This window comes from Paramagnetospirillum magneticum AMB-1 (genome assembly GCF_000009985.1).
GTDB classification, from domain to species: domain Bacteria; phylum Pseudomonadota; class Alphaproteobacteria; order Rhodospirillales; family Magnetospirillaceae; genus Phaeospirillum; species Phaeospirillum magneticum.
Map to the genome: position 1 here is coordinate 4,489,071 of NC_007626.1, position 22,845 is coordinate 4,511,915.

The 22,845-nt window shown below is 66.9% G+C and carries 19 protein-coding genes and 2 pseudogenes; 19 read left to right on the forward strand and 2 right to left on the reverse strand.

Annotated features, from left to right (window positions below; all coding sequences use genetic code 11):
* Nucleotides 1-125: 125 nt before the first annotated feature.
* The 14 genes and pseudogenes from petA to AMB_RS20730 all read left to right on the forward strand — a co-directional run bounded on the left by petA (nucleotide 126) and on the right by AMB_RS20730 (nucleotide 15,364).
* Nucleotides 126-680, forward strand: a complete 555-nt coding sequence (gene petA, locus AMB_RS20675) for a ubiquinol-cytochrome c reductase iron-sulfur subunit (RefSeq protein ID WP_011386438.1) — start codon at nucleotides 126-128, stop codon at nucleotides 678-680.
* Nucleotides 681-691: 11 nt separating this feature from the next.
* A pseudogene (locus AMB_RS26635) lies at nucleotides 692-1,924 on the forward strand (cytochrome bc complex cytochrome b subunit); the annotation flags it as partial.
* Nucleotides 1,925-2,032: 108 nt separating this feature from the next.
* Nucleotides 2,033-2,686, forward strand: a pseudogene (locus AMB_RS26640) (cytochrome c1); the annotation flags it as partial.
* A 206-nt stretch (nucleotides 2,687-2,892) separates the two neighbouring features.
* Entirely contained in the window at nucleotides 2,893-4,680 is a 1,788-nt protein-coding gene (gene msbA, locus AMB_RS20685; protein ID WP_043747109.1) for a lipid A export permease/ATP-binding protein MsbA, read from the forward strand.
* Between the two features lie 5 nt (nucleotides 4,681-4,685).
* Entirely contained in the window at nucleotides 4,686-5,396 is a 711-nt protein-coding gene (locus AMB_RS20690; RefSeq protein WP_011386441.1) for a lysophospholipid acyltransferase family protein, read from the forward strand.
* Nucleotides 5,393-6,667: a 3-deoxy-D-manno-octulosonic acid transferase gene (locus tag AMB_RS20695; protein WP_011386442.1), complete on the forward strand. Its 1,275-nt coding sequence runs from the start codon at nucleotides 5,393-5,395 to the stop codon at nucleotides 6,665-6,667. The genes AMB_RS20690 and AMB_RS20695 overlap by 4 nt, the downstream gene beginning before the upstream one ends.
* On the forward strand, nucleotides 6,654-7,631 hold the full coding sequence (lpxK, locus tag AMB_RS20700) for a tetraacyldisaccharide 4'-kinase (RefSeq protein ID WP_011386443.1): 978 nt from the start codon (nucleotides 6,654-6,656) through the stop codon (nucleotides 7,629-7,631). The genes AMB_RS20695 and lpxK overlap by 14 nt, the downstream gene beginning before the upstream one ends.
* Nucleotides 7,628-8,497, forward strand: a complete 870-nt coding sequence (locus tag AMB_RS20705) for a lysophospholipid acyltransferase family protein (protein ID WP_011386444.1) — start codon at nucleotides 7,628-7,630, stop codon at nucleotides 8,495-8,497. The genes lpxK and AMB_RS20705 overlap by 4 nt, the downstream gene beginning before the upstream one ends.
* Complete coding sequence (locus AMB_RS20710; protein ID WP_011386445.1) at nucleotides 8,494-9,414, forward strand: SAM-dependent methyltransferase; 921 nt, start codon at nucleotides 8,494-8,496, stop codon at nucleotides 9,412-9,414. Before AMB_RS20705 ends, AMB_RS20710 begins: the two co-directional genes overlap by 4 nt.
* Nucleotides 9,415-9,455: 41 nt before the next feature.
* The gene (locus AMB_RS20715) at nucleotides 9,456-10,556 is read left to right on the forward strand and encodes a hypothetical protein (RefSeq protein ID WP_011386446.1); all 1,101 of its coding nucleotides are present in this window, start codon (nucleotides 9,456-9,458) and stop codon (nucleotides 10,554-10,556) included.
* 18 nt (nucleotides 10,557-10,574) lie between these two features.
* Nucleotides 10,575-11,816 carry a NupC/NupG family nucleoside CNT transporter gene (locus AMB_RS20720; RefSeq protein ID WP_011386447.1) on the forward strand — a complete coding sequence of 414 codons (1,242 nt, stop codon included), beginning with the start codon at nucleotides 10,575-10,577 and terminating at the stop codon, nucleotides 11,814-11,816.
* Between the two features lie 130 nt (nucleotides 11,817-11,946).
* On the forward strand, nucleotides 11,947-14,544 hold the full coding sequence (locus AMB_RS20725; protein WP_269446045.1) for a PAS domain S-box protein: 2,598 nt from the start codon (nucleotides 11,947-11,949) through the stop codon (nucleotides 14,542-14,544).
* An 8-nt stretch (nucleotides 14,545-14,552) separates the two neighbouring features.
* Nucleotides 14,553-14,972, forward strand: a complete 420-nt coding sequence (locus AMB_RS26865; protein WP_011386449.1) for an EAL domain-containing protein — start codon at nucleotides 14,553-14,555, stop codon at nucleotides 14,970-14,972.
* Nucleotides 14,973-14,992: 20 nt separating this feature from the next.
* Nucleotides 14,993-15,364: a response regulator gene (locus tag AMB_RS20730; RefSeq protein ID WP_011386450.1), complete on the forward strand. Its 372-nt coding sequence runs from the start codon at nucleotides 14,993-14,995 to the stop codon at nucleotides 15,362-15,364.
* 46 nt (nucleotides 15,365-15,410) lie between these two features.
* Here AMB_RS20730 and AMB_RS20735 read toward each other — a convergent pair whose 3' ends face one another.
* On the reverse strand, nucleotides 15,411-16,442 hold the full coding sequence (locus tag AMB_RS20735; protein WP_011386451.1) for a hypothetical protein: 1,032 nt from the start codon (nucleotides 16,440-16,442) through the stop codon (nucleotides 15,411-15,413).
* A 169-nt stretch (nucleotides 16,443-16,611) separates the two neighbouring features.
* On the opposite strand from AMB_RS20735, the gene AMB_RS20740 reads away from it, so the two are divergent.
* The 4 genes from AMB_RS20740 to recR all read left to right on the forward strand — a co-directional run bounded on the left by AMB_RS20740 (nucleotide 16,612) and on the right by recR (nucleotide 20,514).
* Nucleotides 16,612-17,628 carry a TAXI family TRAP transporter solute-binding subunit gene (locus AMB_RS20740; protein WP_231848912.1) on the forward strand — a complete coding sequence of 339 codons (1,017 nt, stop codon included), beginning with the start codon at nucleotides 16,612-16,614 and terminating at the stop codon, nucleotides 17,626-17,628.
* A gap of 157 nt (nucleotides 17,629-17,785) precedes the next feature.
* On the forward strand, nucleotides 17,786-19,576 hold the full coding sequence (locus AMB_RS20745) for a DNA polymerase III subunit gamma/tau (protein WP_043745446.1): 1,791 nt from the start codon (nucleotides 17,786-17,788) through the stop codon (nucleotides 19,574-19,576).
* A complete protein-coding gene (locus tag AMB_RS20750) occupies nucleotides 19,573-19,896 on the forward strand; it encodes a YbaB/EbfC family nucleoid-associated protein (RefSeq protein ID WP_011386454.1) in 324 nt (107 codons plus the stop codon). Before AMB_RS20745 ends, AMB_RS20750 begins: the two co-directional genes overlap by 4 nt.
* Before the next feature lie 24 nt (nucleotides 19,897-19,920).
* Nucleotides 19,921-20,514 (forward strand): recombination mediator RecR, encoded by a 594-nt coding sequence (gene recR, locus AMB_RS20755; protein WP_011386455.1) that lies wholly within the window; start codon nucleotides 19,921-19,923, stop codon nucleotides 20,512-20,514.
* Between the two features lie 185 nt (nucleotides 20,515-20,699).
* Here recR and AMB_RS20760 read toward each other — a convergent pair whose 3' ends face one another.
* On the reverse strand, nucleotides 20,700-21,326 hold the full coding sequence (locus AMB_RS20760) for a glutathione S-transferase family protein (RefSeq protein WP_011386456.1): 627 nt from the start codon (nucleotides 21,324-21,326) through the stop codon (nucleotides 20,700-20,702).
* Nucleotides 21,327-21,406: 80 nt separating this feature from the next.
* On the opposite strand from AMB_RS20760, the gene AMB_RS20765 reads away from it, so the two are divergent.
* The gene (locus AMB_RS20765) at nucleotides 21,407-22,792 is read left to right on the forward strand and encodes a leucyl aminopeptidase family protein (protein WP_011386457.1); all 1,386 of its coding nucleotides are present in this window, start codon (nucleotides 21,407-21,409) and stop codon (nucleotides 22,790-22,792) included.
* Nucleotides 22,793-22,845: the final 53 nt, after the last annotated feature.

Genomic DNA, 22,845 nt, shown 5'->3' on the forward strand with positions numbered 1-22,845 from the left:
CAGTGCGGCAGCGCTTGGCAGCACGGCATATTAGACTCCGCGCATGCAGGTCGAGACGGCTGTTGAAACGACTCGGACGATGTGGTTAATAGTCGCGCTTCCGCGGGCCAACAAGAGGATTAATCATGGCTGATCAGGCACACAATGCCCAGCCCTCGTCGGTGGACGGGCAGACACGGCGGGATTTCCTGCTGTACGCCACTGCCGGCGTCGGTGCGATTGGGACTGGCTTGGCACTTTGGCCGTTCGTGCATAGCATGAACCCGGCCGCCGATACTTTGGCGCTTTCCACCACCGATGTGGACATCTCGGCCATCAAGCCGGGACAGTCGGTCACCGTGGTGTGGCGCGGCAAGCCGGTGTTCATCCGGCATCGCGAACCCGCCGAGATCGACGAGGCCGGCAAGGTGGCGCTGGCCGACCTGCGCGAGCCGCAAGCCGATGCCGACCGCGCCAAGAAGCCCGAGTGGCTGATCCTGATCGGCGTCTGCACCCATCTGGGCTGTGTGCCGCTGGGCCAGAAGCCCGCCGACCCCCGGGGTGAATTCGGCGGCTGGTTCTGCCCGTGCCATGGATCGCACTACGATACCTCCGGCCGCATCCGCAAGGGTCCGGCTCCGGCCAACCTGCCGGTGCCGCCTTATCAGTTCACCAGCGACACCACCGTCCGGATCGGCTGAGGGGACCCGTCATGAGCGACTTCAAGAGCAACAACAAGGTCGTCAACTGGATCGAATCGCGTCTGCCCATCTTCTCGATGATGCAGCACAGCGCGATCGATTACCCGACGCCCCGTAATCTGAACTACTGGTGGAACTTCGGTTCGCTGGCTGCGGTGATGCTGATCATCATGATCCTCACCGGCCTGTTCCTGGCCATGAACTATTCCTCCCACACCTCGCTGGCCTTCGACTCGGTCGAGCGCATCATGCGTGACGTGAATTACGGCTGGCTGCTGCGCTACCTGCACGCCAACGGCGCCTCGATGTTCTTCATCCTGGTGTACATCCACATCTTCCGCGGCCTCTATTACGGCTCGTACAAGGCCCCGCGCGAGATCCTGTGGTTCGTCGGCATCGCCATCTACCTGGCGATGATGGCGACCGGCTTCATGGGCTACGTGCTGCCCTGGGGTCAGATGTCCTTCTGGGGCGCCACGGTGATCACCAACCTATTCTCGGCCTTCCCGGTGGTGGGCGAGTTCATCGTCACCCTGCTGTGGGGCGGCTTCTCGGTGGACAATCCCACCCTGAACCGCTTCTTCGCGCTGCACTTCCTGCTGCCCTTCATCATCGTGGGTCTGGTCGTGGTGCACGTGTGGGCGCTGCACTCGGTGAAGTCGAACAACCCGCTGGGCATCGACATGAAGGGGCCGCAGGATTCCATCCCGTTCCATCCCTTCTACACCATCAAGGACCTGTACGGCATCGGCCTGTTCCTGATGTTCTACCTGGCCTTCGTGTTCTGGGCGCCCAACTTCTTCGGCGAGCCGGACAACTACATCCCCGCCAACCCGATGGTGACCCCGCCGCACATCGTGCCCGAATGGTACTACCTGCCGTTCTACGCGATCCTGCGCGCCTTCACCTTCGACCTGCCCTTCCTGCCGGCCAAGCTGCAGGGCGTGCTGGCCATGTTCTCGGCCATCCTGATCCTGTTCGCCCTGCCCTGGCTTGACACCTCCAAGGTGCGCTCGGCCAAGTTCCGTCCCCTGTACCGTCAGTTCTTCTGGCTGTTCTTCGCGAACGCCATGATCCTGGGCTACGTGGGCGGCAAGCCGGCCGAAGGCATCCTGGTCAAGATCGGGCAGTTCTGCACCGCCTATTACTTCGCCCACTTCCTGCTGATCCTGCCGATCCTCGGCAAGATCGAGAAGCCCAAGGCCCTGCCCGCCTCCATCGCCCAGCCGGTGGTCAAGGCCGCCGCCCTGATCGCCATGATCATGGTGGGGCTGGCCGGCTTCGGCGGCGAGGCCCAGGCCAGCAGCGCCGGCCCCGAGTTGAAGAAGCCGGCCGTCGCCTTCTCCTGGGAAGGCTTCTTCGGCAAGCACGACAAGGCGGCGCTGAAGCGTGGCTGGCAGGTGTTTCATGACGTGTGCTCCAACTGCCACTCCATGAAGCTGGTCGCCTATCGCAGCCTGACCGACATCGGCTTCACCGCCGACGAGGTCAAGGCCTTCGCGGCCGAGAAGGAAGTGCCCGACCAGCCCAACGACGAAGGCGTGGTGGCCAACCGCCCCGCCCGTCCGTCGGACAAGATCGTGCCGCCCTTCGCCAACGACAAGGCCGCCGCGGCGGCCAACGGCGGCGCCCTGCCGCCCGACCTGTCGCTGATGAACAAGGCCCGCACCAACGGTCCCTACTATGTCTACTCGCTGATGCTGGGCTATGAAGAGGCTGCTCCCGAGGGTCATCCGATCCCCGAGGGCAAGTACTTCAACCACTACTTCCCCGGCAACGCCATCAGCATGCCGGCGCCGATCATGGACGACATCGTCGCCTATGCCGACGGCACCAAGGCGACCAAGGAGCAGGTGGCCTACGACGTCGTGACCTTCCTCAACTGGGCCGCCGAGCCCGAGTTGGACGCCCGCAAGTCCATGGGCGTCAAGGTGATGGTGTTCCTGGCCCTGCTCACCGCCATGCTGTACGCGCTGAAGCGTCAGATCTGGAAGGATGTGCACTGAGGCCGGGCCCGCGCCTTAAGTCACACCAAAGCCTGTGAGGCGGCCGTCGTTGGCAACAACGGCGGCCGTTTCGTTCTGTTCGCCCCTCGCCGGGCGCGCGCCCCCGGCGCGCTTGGCCGCGGCCGCAATGGCCGCCGTTTCGTTTGGATGGCGCCTTGCGCCGTGATATGGTCCGCCCGCTAATGCCGGCAGGGGTCGTCAATCCGTTGAGCAAGCAGAAGATTTCATTCGATCATTCCACCTGGGTTCTGGTGCGCCGCCTGTTCAACGAGGGCATGCGCCCCTACATGGGCAAGGTGATGGCCGCCGTGTTCTGCATGGTGGTCGGCGCCGCCGCCAATGCGGGCTATGCGCTGCTGATGGACCCGGTGGTCAACAAGATCTTCACGGAAAAGCGGCCGGAATTCCTGCTGCCCCTGGCGCTGGCGGTGCTGGGCACCTTTGCCGTCAAGTCAGTGTGCAATTACGGCGAGGCGGTGTTCCTGTCCAAGGTCGGCCTGCGCGTCATCGCCGACATGCAGTCGCGCCTGTTCGCCCACCTGATGCGCCTGGATGTGGCCTTCTTCCATGCCAATTCCACGGGCCGCATCCTGTCGCGCCTGACCAACGACATTTCCCAGATGCGCTTTGCCGTGTCCGACGCCCTGACCGGCGCCGGCAAGGACGCCTCGTCGGTGATCTTCCTGATCGGCGCCATGTTCTATCAGGACTGGCGCCTGTCGGCCTGGACCTTCTTCATTTTCCCCATCGCCATCCTGCCCATCCGCAAGCTGGGCCGGCGCATGCGCAAGGTGACCGCCAACACCCAGGAGCACATGGGCCAGTTGACCACCTATCTGGAACAGGCGGTCCAGGGCATCCGGGTGGTCAAGGCCTATGGCATGGAGGAATACGAGAAGCGCAAGGTCGGCGCCCTGGTGGAGATGCTGCAGGACCTGATCTACAAGGCGGCCCGGGTGCGCTCGGCCTCCTCGCCCATCATGGAATTGCTGGGCGGTATCGCCATCACCGTGGTGATCCTGTATGGCGGCACGCGGGTGGTGAACGGCGAGACCACGCCCGGCGCCTTCTTCTCGTTCATCACCGCCCTGATGCTGGCCTACCGCCCCATCAAGTCCCTGGCCGCCATGAACACCAACCTGCAGGAAGGCCTGGCGGCGGCATCGCGCACCTTCTCGGTGCTCGACACCCAGCCGACCATCTTCGAGAAGGACGGCGCCGCCGATCTGGTGGTGCTGGAGGGCAATGTCAGCTTCGAGGGCGTGTTCTTCACCTATGACGGCAGCAAGGCGGTGCTGGACGGAATCGACCTCGCCGTGCCCGGCGGCAAGACCGTGGCCCTGGTCGGGCCTTCGGGCGCCGGCAAGTCGACGGTGCTGAACCTGCTGCCGCGCTTCTACGACGTCACCGACGGCCATGTGCTGGTGGACGGCCAGGACGTGCGCAACGTCAGCCTTTCCTCGCTGCGGTCCAAGATCGCCCTGGTCAGCCAGGAAATCACCCTGTTCGACGATTCCATCCGCGCCAACATCGCCTATGGCCGCTTCGGCGCCACCGACGAGGAGATCGAGGCTGCCGCCCGTTCCGCCGCCGCCCACGACTTCATCGTCAGTCTGCCCGAAGGCTACGACACCGTGGTGGGCGAGCGCGGACTGAACCTGTCGGGCGGCCAGCGCCAACGCCTGGCCATCGCGCGGGCCATGCTGAAGAACGCCCCCATCCTGCTGCTGGACGAAGCCACCAGCGCGCTGGACACCGAATCCGAGCGCCAGGTCCAGACCGCCCTGGAACTGCTGATGAGGGGCCGCACCACCATCGTCATCGCCCACCGCCTGTCCACGGTGGTCAACGCCGACCTGATCCACGTGCTGGACAAGGGCCGCGTCATCGAATCCGGCGACCACAACGCGCTGATGGCCAAGAACGGCACCTACGCCCGTCTCTACGCCATGCAGTTCGCCGAGGAAGCCGTCAAGGCCGGCAGCGGAGGCTAAAGCCCATGGGCCTGGCCAAGCGCATCGGCAAGAGCGAATGGCTGCGCGGCGCCCTGTGCTGGCTGGGTTCCCTCTATATCCGCCTCGTCCATCTCACCGGACGCTGGAGCGTGGTCAATGGCGGCCATGCCCAGGCGCTGTGGGATCAGGGCAAGCCCTTCATTCTGGCCTTCTGGCACGGCCGTATCCTGATGATGCCTAAGTCCTGGCGCCAAAGCGTTCCCATCCACATGCTGATCAGCCAGCATCGCGACGGCCAGCTGATCGCCCGCACAGTCTCGCATTTCGGCATCGAGACGGTGCAGGGCTCGACCACGCGGGGTGGCAGCGCGGCGCTGCGGGCCATGCTGAAATTCCTCAAATCCGGCGAATGCGTCGGCATCACCCCCGATGGCCCCAAGGGACCGCGCATGCGCGCCTCGGACGGCATCGTGGCGGTGGCCCGGCTGGCCGGGGTCCCTATCCTGCCCGCCACCTTTGCCACCAGCCGCCGGACATTGCTGGGCAGCTGGGACCGCTTTGCCGTGGCCCAGCCGTTCTCACGGGGGGTCTTCGTCTGGGGCGACCCCATTCTGGTCGCCAAGGATGCCGACGAGGCCGCCATGGAAGCGGCCCGCCGGGCGGTGGAAGACAGCCTCAACGCCATCACCCGGGACGCCGATGCCCGCGTGGGCCAGACCTCGCCCGAGCCGGCTGCGGCTGAGGGGGCGCCATGATCTATCGCCTCTACCGGGGACTGACCACCCTGGGCGGCCCGCTGATCGCCGCCTATCTGGAGCGGCGCAAGGCGCGGGGCAAGGAAGACGGCACCCGCTTTCCCGAACGTCTGGGGCATCCTGGAACCGCCCGCCCCGCCGGGCCGCTGGTGTGGATGCACGGCGCCTCGGTGGGCGAGGCCCTGTCCATGCTGCCCCTGGTGGAGCGCCTGCTCGGCCGGGGCCTGTCGGTGCTGATGACCACCGGCACCGTGACCTCGGCCCGCCTGCTGGCCGAGCGCCTGCCCCGGGGCGCCGTGCACCAGTACGTCCCAGTGGACCGCATCGCCTATGTGCGGGCCTTCCTCAATCATTGGCGGCCCGATCTCGCCCTGTGGGCCGAATCCGAATTCTGGCCCAACCTGCTGGCCGAGACCCGCCATCGCGGCATCCCCCAGGTGCTGATCCAGGGCCGCATGTCGCCCCGGTCCTTCGCCGCCTGGAAGAAGGTCCCCGGCTTCATCCACAAGATGCTGTCGGGTTTCGCCCTGTGTCTGGCCCAGACCGAATCCGACGCCGGACGGCTGCGGGCCCTGGGGGGGCGCGACGTGCGCTGCCTGGGCAACCTCAAATACGCGGTGGCACCGCTGCCCTGCGATCCCGTGGCCCTGGACGGGATCAAGGCCAGTATCGCCGGACGGCCCCTGTGGCTGGCGGCCAGCACCCATCCGGGGGAAGAGGCCCTGGCCGGGCGGGTTCACGCCGCCCTCGGCATGGCCGACCTGCTGACCGTCATCGTGCCGCGCCATCACACCCGCGGCGCCGAGGTGGCGGCGGAGCTTCGCGGCCAGGGACTGAGCGTCGCCCTGCGCTCGGCGGGCGAGGCGATCACGCCGCAAACCGCAATCTACATCGCCGACACCATGGGCGAGCTGGGGCTGTTCTACCGCCTGGGCGGTCCGGTCTTCGTCGGCAAGAGCCTGACCATCGGCGGCGGGCAGAACCCCTTCGAGCCGGCGCTGCTGGGCGCCGCCGTGCTGTTCGGCCCGCTGATGGACAACTTCCCCGACATGGCGCCCTCCATGCTGTCGGCCCAGGCCGCCTTGCGGGTCAAGGACGAGGGCGAACTGGCCATGACGGTCCGCGCCCTGCTGGCCGATCAGCAGGCCCTGCGGGCGGCGGGCCAAGCCGCCAAGGTCTGGGCCGAGGGCGAGGCTGGCGTGCTCGATCAGGTGGACGGCGCCCTGGCGCCGTTCCTCGCGCCCCTGGAGGCGGCCCATGCGCGCCCCTGACTTCTGGCGCAAGGACAATGCCGTCTCGCGCCTGCTGGCGCCGCTGGGAGCAATCTATGGCTGGGCGGTGCGCCGCAACCTGGAGCGGGCCGAGGAATACCGCCCCGCCGTGCCGGTAATCTGCGTCGGCAATATCGTGGTGGGCGGAGCCGGCAAGACCCCGGTGGGCATCGCCCTGGCCCGCCGCTTGATCGCCGCCGGGGTGAAGCCCCACTTCCTGACCCGGGGCTATGGCGGCACCGAGGTCGGCCCCCGCGCCGTGGACCTGGACCGCCACGACTTCGCCCGGGTGGGCGACGAGGCCCTGCTGCTGGCCCGCGAGGCTCCCACCTGGGTGTCGCGCTGGCGCCCCGACGGCGCGGTGGCCGCCACCGAGATGGGGGCCGAGGTCATCATCATGGATGACGGCTTCCAGAACGGCTCCATCGCCAAGGACCTGTCGCTGGTGGTGGTGGATGGCAGCTACGGCTTCGGCAACGGCCGCACCATGCCGGCCGGGCCGTGCCGCGAACCGCCGGACCAGGGGCTGGCCCGCGCCGACGCCATGGTGGTGATCGGCAAGGACCGCCGGGGCCTGGCTGAGCTGGCCCGCGCCCACGGCATCCCCCTGCTGGCCGCCCGTCTGGTCCCCGGCCCCGAGGGCGCCGACCTGAAGGGCCGCAAGGTGGTGGCCTTCGCCGGCATCGGCCGTCCGGAAAAGTTCTTCGCCTCCCTGAAGCAATGCGGGGCGCGGCTGACCGCCGACCATTCCTTTCCCGACCACCACCCTTTCACCCGCGCCGATATCGAGGCCCTGCTGGCCGAGGCCGAGGCCAACGAGGCCCTGCTGATCACCACCGCCAAGGACCGGGTCCGGCTGCCCGCCGACCTGCGCGCCCGCGTGGCGGTGCTGAGCGTATCGCTGGACTGGGACGCCCCCTCTCTGCTAACTCCCCTGTTCGACCGGATCGGAGTGAGGGCATGACGAGGAAGGAACTGCGCCAGCGCCTGGAAGCCCTGGGGGCCCGCGCCGTCTGGGCGCTGTTCGCCGCCCTGCCCGTGGACGCCGCGTCGGGTCTGGGAGGCTGGCTGGGGCGGAGCGTCGGTCCGCTGCTGGGCGGCGTCAACCGCATCGCCCGCAAGAATCTCAAAGCCGCCTTCCCGGAGAAGAGCGAGGCCGAGATCACGGTCATCATCCGCGGCATGTGGGACAATATCGGCCGAGTGGCCGGCGAATTCCCCCATTTGGACAAGATCGCCAACGAGCGGGTGGAACTGGTCGGGGCGGAATACATCGACCTGCTGCGCGACGACGGACAGCCGGGCATCTTCATTTCCGGCCATGTGGGCAATTGGGAGATCAATGGCGCCGTGGCGGCGCTGCGCGGCCTGCCGCTGCATCTGGTCTACCGCGCCGCCAATAATCCCCATGTGGAGGATCTCTACCGCAAGGGGCGGGCCAGCATCTCCACCACCATGATCCAGAAGGGGCCGGAAGGCGCCCGCCAGGCGCTGATGGTGCTGAAGAAGGGCGGCCATCTCGGCATGCTGGTGGACCAGAAGATGAATGACGGCGTGCCGGTCCCCTTTTTCGGCCGCGACGCCATGACCGCACCGGCCCAGGCGGCATTCGCCACCAGGTTCAAATGCCCGCTGGTTCCGGCCCGGGTGGAGAGGATCGGCGGCGCCCATTTCCGGGTCACGGTCCTGCCCCCCATGGACTTTCCCCATACCAACGACAATCACGAGGACAACCGCCTGCTGCTGGTCCGCATCAACGCCCTGCTGGAAGAGTGGATTCGCGAGCGGCCCGACCAGTGGCTGTGGGTCCACCGGCGCTGGCCGGAATGAGCAGCGGCTTCACCGCCTATCTGGCCGCTCCCGGCTTCGAGGCCGACCTGCGGGTTGAGCTGGGCGAGATCAGCGCCGAATACGGCCGCCTGATGCTGTCGCCCGGCCCGGCCAAGCCCGCCGCCTGGGCCCAGAACATCTGGCTGGCGCCCCAGGTACTGGAGGTGGCCTCCATCGGCGAGGCGGCCAAGGCCCTGAAGGCCATCCAGCGCAACTGGTGGCCCTATGAGTTCCACCTGCACCGCCGCACCGCCCTGCTGGTGGACAAGCTGCCCAAGGTCTCGGCCAAGCCGATCCCGTTCGGCACCCCGGCGCCCACCGCGCCGCTGGGCGCCTTCACCTGGATGGACGAAGGTCATGTGCTGGCCTCGGCCCAGTGCTCCAGCCCCTTCCCCAATGGCGAGCCGGTCTTCGTCGAGGACCGCGTCACCCCGCCCAGCCGCGCCTATCTCAAGCTGTGGGAAGCGCTGACCCTGGCGGGCGAGATGCCCGGGCCGGGCCAGACCTGCGTCGATCTCGGCGCCTGTCCGGGGGGATGGACCTGGGTGCTGGCCTCCACCGGCGCCCGGGTGATCAGCGTCGACAAGGCCCCCCTGGCCCCCAATGTGGCCGCCATGCCCAATGTGGAGGTCCGCCAGGGCAGCGCCTTCGGCATCGAGCCCTCCGAGATCGGCCCGGTGGACTGGCTGTGCTCGGACGTCATCTGCTACCCGGAGCGCCTGCTGCGGCTGGTGGAGCGCTGGATCAAGGCCGGTCTGGCGCGCAATTTCATCTGCACCCTCAAATTCCAGGGCGAGACCGATCACCAGACGGCCCGCGCCTTTGCCGCCATTCCCGGCTCGCGGCTGCTGCATCTGAGCCACAACAAGCACGAGTTGACCTGGATGCGACTTGCCACCCTATGCCCTTGGGAGTAAACCAGTAGCTTCGGGGAACATTTGCCAGGACCTATCGCCTCATGTCCGTCGCCAAGCTTCCGCCGCCGGTGGAAATCGATACCGAGACCAAAAAGGGCGTCATCGAGGGCCTGAAGAGGGTGCTGGGCACCTTCCAGCAGGCCGGTCTGGTGGATGCGGCCGTCACCTATCAGCAGGTGATTTCGGACCCCGACGTGCTGCAATCCTTCATCAAGACCTTCCAGACCAGCCGTGAGCTGGTGGACGACATCGTCCGGGCCAGGGACTCCGACGATCCGGTGCGCGACGAAAGCACGACCCTGGTGTGCGGCGTCAGCCTGGGGCAGATTCAGCAATTGCTGGTCCGCACCTGCGCCAAGAAGATCTTCGAGGCCGACAAGCCCATGGAGACCATCACCGAGACCGTGACCAAAAGCTCCATGTTCGGCCTGATCAAGAAGACCGAGCAGATCGAGCGGCAGGCCGTGGACCCGGTGGAGGAGCGCAAGATTCGCGAGCTGTCGCGCTATATCGCCTTCGGCTGGCAATTGCCGCTGCTTGAGACCTACCGCACCAACCTGTCCTATCCCCAGATCATCGAGATCGGCGAGGACATCGTCGCCCTGCCCACCGCCGCCCATATCGTCGCGGTGTCCAAGTTCGAGCCGGACAAGCTGAAGAAGGTCAAGGCCGCCGTGGGCGGCGAGTTCGGCGCCATTCTCGCCGACCGCCCCCAGGCCATCGGCGGCATCTCGGTGTGGAACCGGGACATGTACGAGTTCTATCACAAGATGCTGGGCCAGAAGGCGTGGGAGTTCTTCGCCCGCGAACCGGCCTTCTTCAATGTCTGTGCCGCGCTCGACAAGTCGGTGTCGCGGATCTTCGGCGACATGCTGTGCTATATCGCCGCCGAGAACCTGCAGGAGATCCAGCGCCTCAACATCGACAAGGTCGAGGTGATGGTGCATGCGCTGAAGACCGGATTCGGCCCGCGCACCCCGGAAATCCTGGCCATTCCCGCCTTCGCCAAGGACATACTGCGCAAGGTGGTGGACAACCTGCTGCACATGACCCAGGAGAAGGACAAGCTGATGCTGGCCTTCGGGCTGTCCATCAAGGCCATGGTCCCGGCCGTGGACGAGTGGCTGGCCAAGCGGCATTGATGACGGCCGTCCGTTGACATGACCGGCCAGGGCCTCATCGGCATCATCGCCCTGATCGGCGTGGCCTTCCTGCTGTCCGAGGATCGCCGAGCGGTGTCGTGGCGGGTGGTGGTGGCCGGGCTGGCCGTGCAGGGGCTGCTGGCCCTGCTGCTGCTCAAGGTCCCCGCCGCCAAGCTGCTGTTCCTGGGCCTCGACCGGGCGGTGGCGGCGCTTCAGACCGCCACCCGGGCCGGCACCTCCTTCGTCTTCGGCTATGTGGGCGGCGCCCCCGCCCCCTGGACCGCGGCCAACCCTGCGTCCGGCTTCATCCTGGCCTTCCAGGCCCTGCCCCTGGTGCTGCTGATGAGCGCGCTGTCAGCACTGCTTTATCACTGGCGCATCCTGCCCGTGGTGGTGCGCGCCGCCTCGCGCCTGCTGGAAAAGTCCATGGGTGTGGGCGGCGCGGTGGGGGTCTCGGCCTCGGCCACCGCCTTTCTGGGCATGATCGAGGCGCCGCTGCTGATCCGCCCTTATGTGGGCAAGCTGTCGCGGGGCGAGCTGTTCCTGGTGATGACGGCGGGCATGTCCACCATCGCCGGCACCGTGATGGTGCTCTACGCCACCTTCCTGGACGGAATCATCCCCGACGCCATCGGCCATCTGCTCACTGCCTCGCTGATCTCGGTGCCCGCCGGACTGATGATCGGCAAGATCATGGTGCCAGATTGCGCGCTGACTGGCGCTGGCAAGCTGGGGGACGGACATGATTACGCCGGCTCCATGGATGCGGTGGTGAAAGGCACCATGGACGGCGTCCGCCTGCTGGTGGGCATCGTCGCCATGCTGGTGGTCCTGGTCGCCCTGGTCAGTCTGGCCAATGCCGGCCTCGCCCTGCTGCCCGAGGTGGCGGGGGCGCCGCTGACCCTGCAGCGGGTCTTGGGCTGGGCCATGGCCCCGGTGGTCTGGGCCATGGGCATTCCGGCGGGCGAGATGGTCACCGCCGGCGCCCTGATGGGCACCAAGACGGTGCTGAACGAGCTGCTGGCCTACCTCGACCTGGCCCACCTGCCGCCCGAAGCCCTGTCGGCGCGGTCGCGGCTGATCATGACCTATGGTCTGTGCGGCTTCGCCAATCTGGGCTCGCTCGGCATCCTGATCGCCGGGCTGTCGGTGATGGCGCCCGAACGCCGGGCGGAGATCGTCGCCCTGGGCGGGCGCTCAATTATTTCGGGAACTATGGCAAGCTGCCTTACCGGCAGCATGGTCGGACTTCTACTGTGATCGTCGCCGGCTGCGGCATTCGCAGCATGTTTACAATAGGCCCCGGATGTTGCATGGTCATTGCATCATGAGTTCGGGCGCCGATCACTTGCGACTACTGATTATCGAAGACAACCCTGGCGATCAGCGGTTGATCGAAATCGAATTGGCTGACGCCCAGCCCAGTTGGAAAGTCTCGTGCCGCTCAACCTTGGGCGAGGCCTTGAAGGACGCTCCGTTTAACGCTTTCGACTGCGTTCTTTCCGACCTTGGCCTTCCCGATGCTTCGGGCATCGAATCCGTGCTGCGGCTGAAATCCTGGGCGCCGGACAAGGCGCTGGTGGTGCTGACCAGCCTGGACGACGAGCGGGTGGCCCAGGAAGCCATCCGGGCCGGCGCCCAGGATTACGTGGTCAAGTCCGATGCCGGCCTGACCCTGCTGCCCCGCGTCATCCGCCACGCCATCGAGCGCCAGCAGGCCCAGACGGAACTGGAGGCCTCGCACCGCACCTCCCAGGCCCTGCTGGACGCCAGCCACGACATCGCCATGCTGCTGGACGCCGAGGGCCACATCCTGACGCTCAACACCGAGGCGGAGCAGTACCTGAACGCCTCACCCGACGCGGTGATTGGCCAAAGCATCTTCGACCTGCTGCCCGAGGCCCTGGCCGAACATCGCCGCTCGTTCCTGGCCGAGGCCCTGGACAGCGGGCGCACCGTCCAGTTCGAGGATACCGACGGCATCCACTGGTTCGCCAACCGCCTGCTGGCGGTGGCCGGCATGGAACTGGGCGAGCACCGCTTCGCCATGTTCTCCCGCGACATCACGGGAGAGCGCGCCGCCGCCGCCACCCTGGCCGAGGCCAAGGAAGAGGCCGATTTCGCCAATCGCGCCAAGACCGAATTCATGGGCCGCATGAGCCGCGATATCCGCACGCCGCTCAACGACGTGATCGGTTTCGCCGAAATGATCTCCACCGAGATGCTGGGGCCGCTGACCCAGGCCGGCTACCGAGAATACGCCGATTCCATCCTCAATTCCGGCAGCCAGATCCTGAAGCTGCTGGACCGCATCACCGACGTTTCCATGCTGGAATCGGCGCTGCTCAAGGATCAGGCGTCCTATCGCGATCTGGTGGAGCTGTCTCCCGATCTGATCTGCGTCTGTGTCGACGGCGTCATCGAGCGCATCAACGCCGCCGGCCTCGGCATGCTGCGCGCCCCCTCGGCCACCGCCTGCGAGGGCAAGCATTTCTCCGAGTTCATCCATCCCGACTACCGCGCCATTTTCGAGGGCGGCCTGGACACCTTGTACGAAGAAGGCCATCCGTTGCCGGTCAAGGTGGTGACCTTCGCCGGTCGGGTGCGCGACGTGGAGCTGTCGGCGGTGCCGCTGCGGCGCGAGGCCCAGAACGCCACCCTGCTGGTGGGCCGCGACACCACCGAGGTGACCGCCGCCATGCGGGCGGTGGCCGCGCGCGAGCACCGCATCCGCGCCATCATGGACACCGTTCTCGACGGCATCGTCACCATCGACGAGGACGGCACCATCCTCAACGCCAATCTGTCGGTGGAGCGCATCTTCGGACACTCCCTGTCGGAACTGATCGGCGCCAATGTCTCGGTGCTGATGCCCGAGCCCGATGCCGGCCGGCACAACGGCTATATCAAGAACTATCTGGGCACCGGCATCGGCGCCATCATCGGCGTCGGGCGCGAGGTGATGGGCAAGCGCAAGGACGGATCGCTGTTTCCGGTCCACCTGTCCATCTCGGAACTGCGCGTGGAAAAGCGCCGCATGTTCACCGGCACCATCCGCGACCTGACCGAGAACAAGCAACTGGCCCAGCGCGTGGCCTATCTGGCCAATCACGACCCGCTGACCGACCTGCCCAACCGCACCTTGCTGACCGACCGGCTGGGCCAGGCCGTCGCCATGGCCCGCAATGCCGGACTGCACGTGGCCATCATCACCGTCGACCTGGACGGCTTTACCACCATCAACGATTCCATGGGCCACGACGTGGGCAATTCCCTGCTGCGCGAGACGGCACGGCGTCTGGCCCAGGCGGTGGGTTCGGGCGGGACCGCCGCCCGGCTGGCCGGCGACGAGTTCGCCGTGGTGGTTCCCCAGGTCCACGAAATGGACGAGGTGACCCGGCAGGTCGACCACATCCACGACATTCTCATCAAGCCCTACACCATCCACGGCACCGAGATGGTGGTGCCGGTGGACATGGGCGTCTCGGTCTTCCCGCGCGACGGCGACGATGCCCTGGAATTGCTGCGCAACGCCGAGATGGCGCTGCACAACGTCAAGCGCCGCAGCGACCAGCGCATGGGCTATTTCGACGCCGCCATGTCCTTCGCCGTGACCGAGCGCATGACGCTGGAGCGCTCCATCAAGGATGCGCTGCGCGCCGGCCAGTTCGAGCTGTTCTACCAGCCCCAGGTCCGGCTGGCCGATTACGCCCTGGTGGGGGCCGAGGCGCTGATCCGCTGGCGCCATCCCGAACTGGGCATCATCACCCCGGACAAGTTCATCCCAGTGGCCGAGGAAACCGGCCTGATCGTTCCCATGGGAAGCTGGGTTCTGCGTCAGGCTTGCACCCAGTTGCGCCTGTGGAACGATGCCGGCATCGCCAATTTGCGCCTGGGGGTCAACATTTCCGGCCGCCAGTTCCGCGAGGCCGAGCCGACTGCATTTCCGAAACCGGGGTCAACGCCAAGGACCTGGACCTGGAACTGACGGAAAGCATGCTGATGGCCGATGGCGAGGGCACGCTGAAGCTGCTGCGCTCGCTGGCCAAGCTGGGCGTGACGCTGTCCATCGACGATTTCGGCACCGGCTATTCCTCGCTGGCCTATCTCAAGCGGTTCCCGGTGGACACCGTGAAGATCGACCGCGCCTTCGTGCGTGACCTGGACCAGGACGAGGATGGGCGCGTGCTGGTCAACGCCATCATCTCCCTGGCCCATTCCCTGTCGCTGAAGACCATCGCCGAGGGCGTCGAGACCGAATCCCAGGCCGCATTGCTGGCCCGCCATGGCTGCGACGAGATTCAGGGATACATGATCGGGCGACCCATGGCGGTCGCCGATTTCGCCAACTTCGCCAAAAGCTACTGTCCCCGCACCCCGGAGAAGGTTACCGTGCTGCGGGCGGGGCAGAGTTGAATGTCTGAGAGGATCGGGACATGACCGGTACCGTCGTCGTCGTTGAAGACAACGCGATGAACATGAAGCTCCTGGAACAGGCGCTGACCATCGCGGGCTATACCACCGTCAAGTCGTCGGATGGAGATGGCCTGGTCGACCTGACCGCCGGCAGCGGGGCCGGCGTCATTCTCATGGACATTCAGCTGCCCAAATATTCTGGCATCGACCTGCTGAAGCAGCTGCGGGCCGACGACCGCACCAAGGGCGTGCCGGTGGTGGCGGTGACCGCCTTCGCCGACCCCGATTCCGTGGCCGGCTTCCTGGAAGAGGGCTTCAATCAGGTCATCACCAAGCCCATCTCCATCCGCAAGCTGCTGGATGAAGTGGCGCGGTATTGCGGCGGGCAATAAGCCCGCAGCGATCCCATACGCGTCGGGACAGGGCGCCGTTCGGCCGCTACTGCGCGGTGAATTGCTTTTCCACGTCCTTGATCAGGTCGATGCCCTGAATCATCTCGCTCATCATGAAGTCGGCGCGCTTGATGGGACCGCCCGAATTGGGGCGGGGGAACATCTTGGCGAACGAGCTCATCTTCACGGTCAGGCCGCACAGGGCGGCGCCGATGGTGACGTGATAGCGCTCGATCATGCCCTTCACCGAGCGGAATTCGTCCTGTGAGATGTTCTCCCACATCTCGCGGGTCCGCTTGTCGAACACCTCCAGCCGACCGGAAATGGAGGCGGAGATCGAGTTGATCACCTCCTCGATCATGTCGCAGGTCTTCATGAGGTTGACGTTCTGCTTCAGCTGGAAATGGGTGCGGATGGGCGACAGCGCCTGGACGCAGGCGGTGAAATAGGGCTCCAGCCGGTCGAGGCAGTGACGGAAATACGACAGCGACATGAAGGTGTCGCCGTAATCCTCGAGAAAGCGCGGCACGTCGAAGATGTCGATATTCAGGCTTTGAGCCATGGTTTCCAGGCGCTGGCGCGCCTTCTTGATATCGGGATCGCGGAACAGCTTCAGCAGGTCGTCATAGCTGTCGATATGCACGTCCTCGCCCGAATAGATCATCTTCATCAGCGGGCGGGTGAACATGATCATGTAGCGGGTCAGCTCCGCCGCCTTTTCCGGCGACAGCTTCAAGGCCGCGTAGTCGTTCACCGGAATGCCGTGCTCGCGCAAGCTGATGCGCAAGGAGTAGACGTCGTAGCTGGGCAGCAGCGCCAGACGGCGCAGGATGCCGAGGTCGGGGTGAATCTGTTCCGTCGGCCAGCCGAACATGGCGGGCAGGGATTCCACGTCCACCTGGCCCGAGCCGGTCTGGACGTCGGAAAACAGCTCGACCGCGCTGCGCAGCCGCACGTTCTTGATCAGCTTGGCGCTTTGCAAGGCCGGGGTCTGGAGCGGGATAATCGACAGCGGCAGCACGAACATGGAATCCATGTCGCTGTCATTGATAGGCTTCAATCCATCGTCGTCAGTCATGATACTCTCGGTCCCCAACCCGAGGGCACATTGTGCCTGCTTTGCCGCCGATCGCAATGGGGAACATTGCTTTGAATCCGCCTGAATGCATCACTTACATGAGGATTTCATGATATTTGTCGTGTATCCTCTGCCCGTGATGCGTCGTTTCCGTGGGGGGAAAGCTGCCGTGCCTGCCAGAATGCCTATCCGGTCCATCGTGATTGCGGCCTTGCTGCTGCTCCTGACCACCGGCCTGGGGCTGGCCCAGGACATCCGCTTTTTCCAGATCGGCACCGGCCCGACGGGGGAAACCCGCTTCGCCTTCGGCGGTCTGATCGCCAATGCCATCAGCAACCCTCCCGGCTCGCGCGAGTGCGACAAGGGGGGATCGTGCGGCGTGCCCGGCATGGTGGCGGTGGCCAAGTCCACCGGCGGCGCCATCGCCAATATCGACGCCATCGCCGCCAAGCGCCTCGACGCCGCCCTGGTTCAGTCCGACATCGCCTATTGGGCCTATCACGGCACCGGCATCTACAAGGGCAAGGGGGCGGTGCAGAATCTGCGGGCCATCGCCATGCTGTATCCGGAAAGCCTGCATCTGGTCGCCCGCAAGGATGCCAAGATCCACTCGGTCAAGGACCTCAAGGGCAAGCGGGTCTCGCTGGGCGACAAGGATTCGGGCGAACTGGTGCACGGCCGGCTGCTGCTGGCCGCCTTCGGCATGACGGAAAGCCAGATCAAGCAGAGCTTCCTGAAGCCCGGCCCCGCCGCCGACGCCGTCGCCGCCGGCCAGCTGGACGCCATGCTGGTGGTGGATGGGCTGCCGGTGCCCATCGTCAGCGAGCTGGCCCAGCGCTCCGACATCGTGCTGATCCCCCTGGCCGGGCCGGAAGTGGACAAGATGCGGGCGACCTATCCCTTCTTCGCCGCCTCGTCCATTCCCGCCGACACCTATCGCGGCAGCGATGCCGAGGTGAAGACCCTGGACGTGGGCGTGGTGCTGGTCACCGGGGCCGAGCAGCCCAACGACCTGATCTATGGCGTCACCCGCGCCCTGTGGCATCCCAGCACCCAGAAGCTGCTGACCGAAAGCCACCCCCGCGGCAAGCTGGTCAGCCTGTCGGCCGCCGGCCTGGACAAGCTGGGCATCCAACTGCACGGCGGCGCCTCGGCCTATTATTTCGACGCGGGCGTGACGCACTGAGGCATATATCGGGCTATCGCCCGAGCCCATCCGGGGCGATGCCCCGAACCCCATTTGATTTCATCGAGGGGTTTGGGGCCCATGGCCCCAGGCGGGGGTGGGCGGCAGCCCACAGCGCCTCTGGCATGAATTGAAAGGCCGTACTATCTTGGCCCCCATGAGCGACACCCCCGCCCCCACGCCCTATCGCGTCCTGGCCCGCAAGTACCGGCCGACCGACTTCGCCGGTCTGATCGGGCAGGAGGCCATGGTGCGCACCCTGTCCAACGCCATCAAGACCGGGCGGCTGGCCCATGCCTTCGTGCTGACCGGCGTGCGCGGCGTGGGCAAGACCACCACCGCCCGCATCATCGCCCGCGCCCTGAACTGCGTCGGCCTGGACGGCAAGGGTGGGCCGACCATCGATCCCTGCGGCCAGTGCGAGCATTGCCGCGCCATCGCCGAGGACCGCCACGTCGACATCCTGGAGATGGACGCCGCCAGCCGCACCGGCGTCAACGACATCCGCGAGATCATCGAGGGCGTGCGCTATCGCCCCACCTCGGCCCGCTTCAAGATCTACATCATCGACGAGGTCCACATGCTGTCCACGGCGGCGTTCAACGCGCTGCTGAAGACGCTGGAGGAACCGCCCGAGCACGTGAAGTTCGTGTTCGCCACCACCGAGATCCGCAAGATCCCCGTGACCGTGCTGTCGCGCTGCCAGCGCTTCGACCTGCGCCGGGTGGAGATGGAGGTGCTGGCCAAGCACTTCGAATCCATCGCCGCCAAGGAACAGGCCGAAATCGAGCCGGCGGCGCTCAAGCTGATCGCCCGGGCCGCCGACGGTTCGGTGCGCGACGGGCTGTCCCTGCTGGATCAGGCCATCAGCCATGGCGCCGGAGCGGTGACCGAGGCCCAGGTGCGCGACATGCTGGGGCTGGCCGACCGCGCCCGGGTCTTCGACCTGCTGGACGCCATCATGAAGGGGCAGGTTCCCGCCGCCCTGGACCAGATCACCGACCAATACGCCGCCGGCGCCGATCCGGTGGTGGTGCTGCAGGACATGCTGGAACTGGTGCACTGGCTGACCCGGCTCAAGGTCACTCCCGACGCCGCCGACCAGTTGGGCGCCTCGGAGACCGAGCGGGTCAAGGGCGCCGAGATGTCCAAGACCCTGTCCCTGGCCGCGCTCACCCGCGCCTGGCAGATGCTGCTGAAGGGCTTGGGCGAGACCCGCAACGCCCCCAACCCGCTGCAGGCCGCCGAGATGGCGGTGGTCCGCCTGGCCTATGCCGCCGAACTGCCCAGTCCGGCCGAGCTGGTCGAGCAATTGCGCGCCAATCCCCCCCCGCCCCCCGCCCCGCGCGGCCCCGGCGGAGGAGGTAGCGGTGGCGGCTTTGGCGGCGGCGGTGCCGACGCGGTCTCCAATCATCATATGGGCGGCGGCCCGGTGCACGGCCCCGCCACCGCCCTGAAGCTTCAGCCCGCCCCCGTGGCCGAGACCGTGACCCTACCCGCCATGCCCCCCGACTTCGCGGCGGTGGTGGCGCTGTTCACCGAACGCCGCGAAGGCCTGATCGCCGTCCAACTGCGGACACAGGTCAATCTGGTGTCCTTCGCCGCCGGGCGCATCGAGTGGCGCCAGAACAGCGGCGTCGGCTCGGATCTGGCGCCCAAGACGGCGCGCCTGCTGTCGGAATGGACCGGGCGGCGCTGGACGGTCTCGGTCAATTCCACCGATTCCGCCCAGCCAACCCTGGCCGAGCAGGAGGCCAACGCCGAGCTGCGCCGCCGCGCCGACGCCGCCGAACTTCCGCTGGTCAAGGCGGTGCTGGCCGCCTTTCCCGGCGCCACCATCGAGGCGGTGCGCGATCTCGGCGCCGAGGAATTGCCCGATGCCCCGCCGCCCGAGGACCCGGAGGCGATGCTGGACGACGAAATGCTCCCTGGAGAGGAAGACCTATGAAGAACCTTGGCAACCTGATGAAGCAGGCCCAGCAGATGCAGTCCAAGATGGCCGAGATGCAGGCCACCATGGCCGAGATGGAGGTCACCGGCTCGTCCGGGGCCGGCATGCTGCAGGTGACGCTGAACGGCAAATACGAGTTGAAGAAGGTCAAGATCGACCCGTCCCTGGTCGATCCCAGCGACGTGGAAGTGCTGGAAGACCTGATCCTGGCCGCCTTCAACGACGCCAAGGCCAAGGCCGAGGCCGCCATGGCCGAGGAGATGGCCAAGATGACCGGCGGGCTGAACCTGCCCCCCGGCTTCAAGCTGCCGTTCTGATCCCGGTATAGTTCCGCCCCCGCAATGGTCGGCCCCGAGATCGAGCGCCTGATACAACTCCTTTCGCGGTTGCCCGGGCTGGGGCCGCGCTCGGCCCGGCGCGCCGCGCTGCGCCTGGTGGAAAAGCGGGAAAGCCTGCTGGTCCCGCTCGCCCAGGCCATGGCCGACGCCGCCGCCAGGGTGCGCACCTGCTCGGTCTGCGGCAATTTCGACACCATCGATCCTTGCGCCATCTGCGCCGATCACCGGCGCGATCCCTCCATGCTCTGCGTGGTCGAGGACGTGGCCGGGCTGTGGGCCATGGAGCGCACCGGCAGCTTCAAGGGGCGCTACGCCGTCCTCGGCGGCCTGCTCTCGGCCCTGGATGGCGTCGGGCCGGAGGATCTGGGCATCGAGTCCCTGGTGGCCCGCGCCCTCGATCCCGCCATCACCGAGATCATCCTGGCCACCCCCGCCACGGTGGAGGGCCAGACCACCGCCCATTACGTGGCCGAGCGCCTGGCCCCGTGCAACGTCACCGTCTCGGGCCTCGCCCATGGCGTGCCGGTGGGCGGCGAGCTGGACCATCTGGACGACGGCACCATCACCGCCGCGCTGCGGGCCCGGCGGGTGTTCTGAGCCCATCCGGCCCTATTTGACAGGCTGCGGCAAGGCTCCGCTTCGGGGGCTTTTGCCCCCGATCCCCCAATCGGGAAGCACAGCTTCCCGAACCCTTCAGCTTTTTAAAAACTGGTGGCTCGGAGGCTGTGCCTCCGAACGGGCCTGGGCGGCAGCCCCGCCGCGAAGCGGAGTTTCTCCCCAGCCTACCCCGCGATCCTGGCTTCCATGACCCAGGCCTGCAGGGCGGGATGGGCCATGATGGCGTCGCAATAGGCGCCGGCCACCGGCCCCACCGGCAGGTTGTAGGTGCGGATGCGGGTGACCACCGGGGCATACATGGCGTCGGCATTGGTGAAGGCGCCGAACAGGTAGGGTCCGCCCTGGCCGAAGCGGGTGCGGCACTCGGTCCACAGCGCGTCGACGCGCGCCACGTCGGCCTTCACGTCGTCGGGAATCTCGGCCATGGGATGGTCTTCCACCACATCCATGGGGCAGGTGGAGCGCAACGGCACGAAACCGGCATGCATCTCGGCCGAGACCGAGCGGGCCAGGGCGCGGGCCTCGCGATCGTCCGGCCACAGCTTGGCCCCGGGGAAACGCTCGGCCAGATATTCGCAGATGGCCAGAGAATCCCAGACCTTGATGCCGTCATCGTCCAGCATGGGGATCTTGCCCGAGGGCGACCATTCGAGAATCCTGGCCTTGGTCTCGGGCTGGCGCAGTTCGATGAACACCTGACGGAAGGGCGCACCGGTCACCGCCAGAGCCATCCAGGCCCGCAGCGACCACGAGGACCAACGCTTGGTGCCGACGACGAGGGTGAGAGACATGACGCTTCCCAAACGGTGGATGGTCACCGATCATGGGAGCAAGCGCGGGGCGTCATCAATAGGGAATTCAGGAGGAACGGGTGCTGGAGCAACTGGTCGAGGCCGACGACAACGCCACGAATCTGACCGTCCTGCGCAAGGGCGACCTGGACGGCTGGCTGGCGGGCCAGCCCCCGTCCGTGCGCCAATGGGTCGAGCAGACCGGCTTTCGGGCCGAACCCGGCGCCGTCTGCCTGTTGCCCGGCGAAGGCGGCGCCCTGGGCGGCGCCCTGGCGGGCCTGCCTGACGAGGCCGATCCCTGGGCCTTCGCCCATTTTCCGTCCAAGCTGCCCGCCCGCACCTGGCGGCTGGCCATGCCGCTGCCCGCCGCCCAGGCGGGACAGGCCGCCCTGGCCTGGGCGCTGGCCGCCTATGGCTTCGACCGCTACAAGGCGCGCAAGGGCAAGGACCTGCCCCGCCTGGCATGGCCCGAGACCGCCGACCGCGCCCGGGTGGAGCGCGAGGTCGAGGCCATCTCGCTGGTCCGCGACCTGATCAACACCCCCGCCGCCGACATGGGGCCGGCGGAACTGTCCGCCGCCGCCGATGCCCTGGCCGCCCGCTTCGGCGCGAAATGCCGGGTGATCGTCGGCGACGGGCTGCTGGCCGAGAACTACCCCGCCATTCACGCTGTGGGCCGCGCCGCCGCTCAAAGCCGCCGCCCCCGCCTGATCGACCTGCGCTGGGGCGACGAGGCGGCCCCCAAGGTCACCCTGGTGGGCAAGGGCGTCTGCTTCGATACCGGCGGGCTGGACCTGAAGCCGTCGTCCAACATGAAGCTGATGAAGAAGGACATGGGCGGCGCCGCCCATGTGCTGGGCCTGGCCTCCATGATCATGGCCGCAGGGCTGAAGCTGCGGCTGCGCGTGCTGATCCCGGCGGTGGAGAACTCGGTGTCGGGGGAATCCATGCGGCCGCTGGACGTGCTGGCCACCCGCAAGGGCCTGACCGTCGAGGTGGGCAACACCGACGCCGAGGGCCGCCTGATCCTGTGCGACGCCCTGGCCGAGGCCTCGGCCGAGAAGCCCGCCCTGCTGATCGACGTGGCAACGCTGACCGGGGCGGCCCGCAGCGCGCTGGGCACCGACCTGCCCGCCCTGTTCAGCAACGATGACCGGCTGGCCGCCGACATCCTGGAAGCGGGAGAGGCCGCGGGCGAGCCACTGTGGCGCCTGCCCCTGCACAAACCCTATCGCCGGATGATCGATTCCAAGGTGGCCGACCTGACCAACGCCTCGGATTCCCCCCATGCCGGCGCCATCACCGCCGCCCTGTTCCTGCAGGAATTCATCGAGCCCGGCACCCCCTGGGCTCACTTGGACATCATGGCGTGGAACGGCGCCGGACGGCCCGGACGGCCCGAGGGCGGCGAGGCCTTGGCACTGCGCGCGCTGTTCGCCACCATCGCCCGGCGGGTTGACGGTTAACACAGGGCTTTACAGGGGCCAAGAATCCTTCCATGAGTCTTCCCTATCCAAGG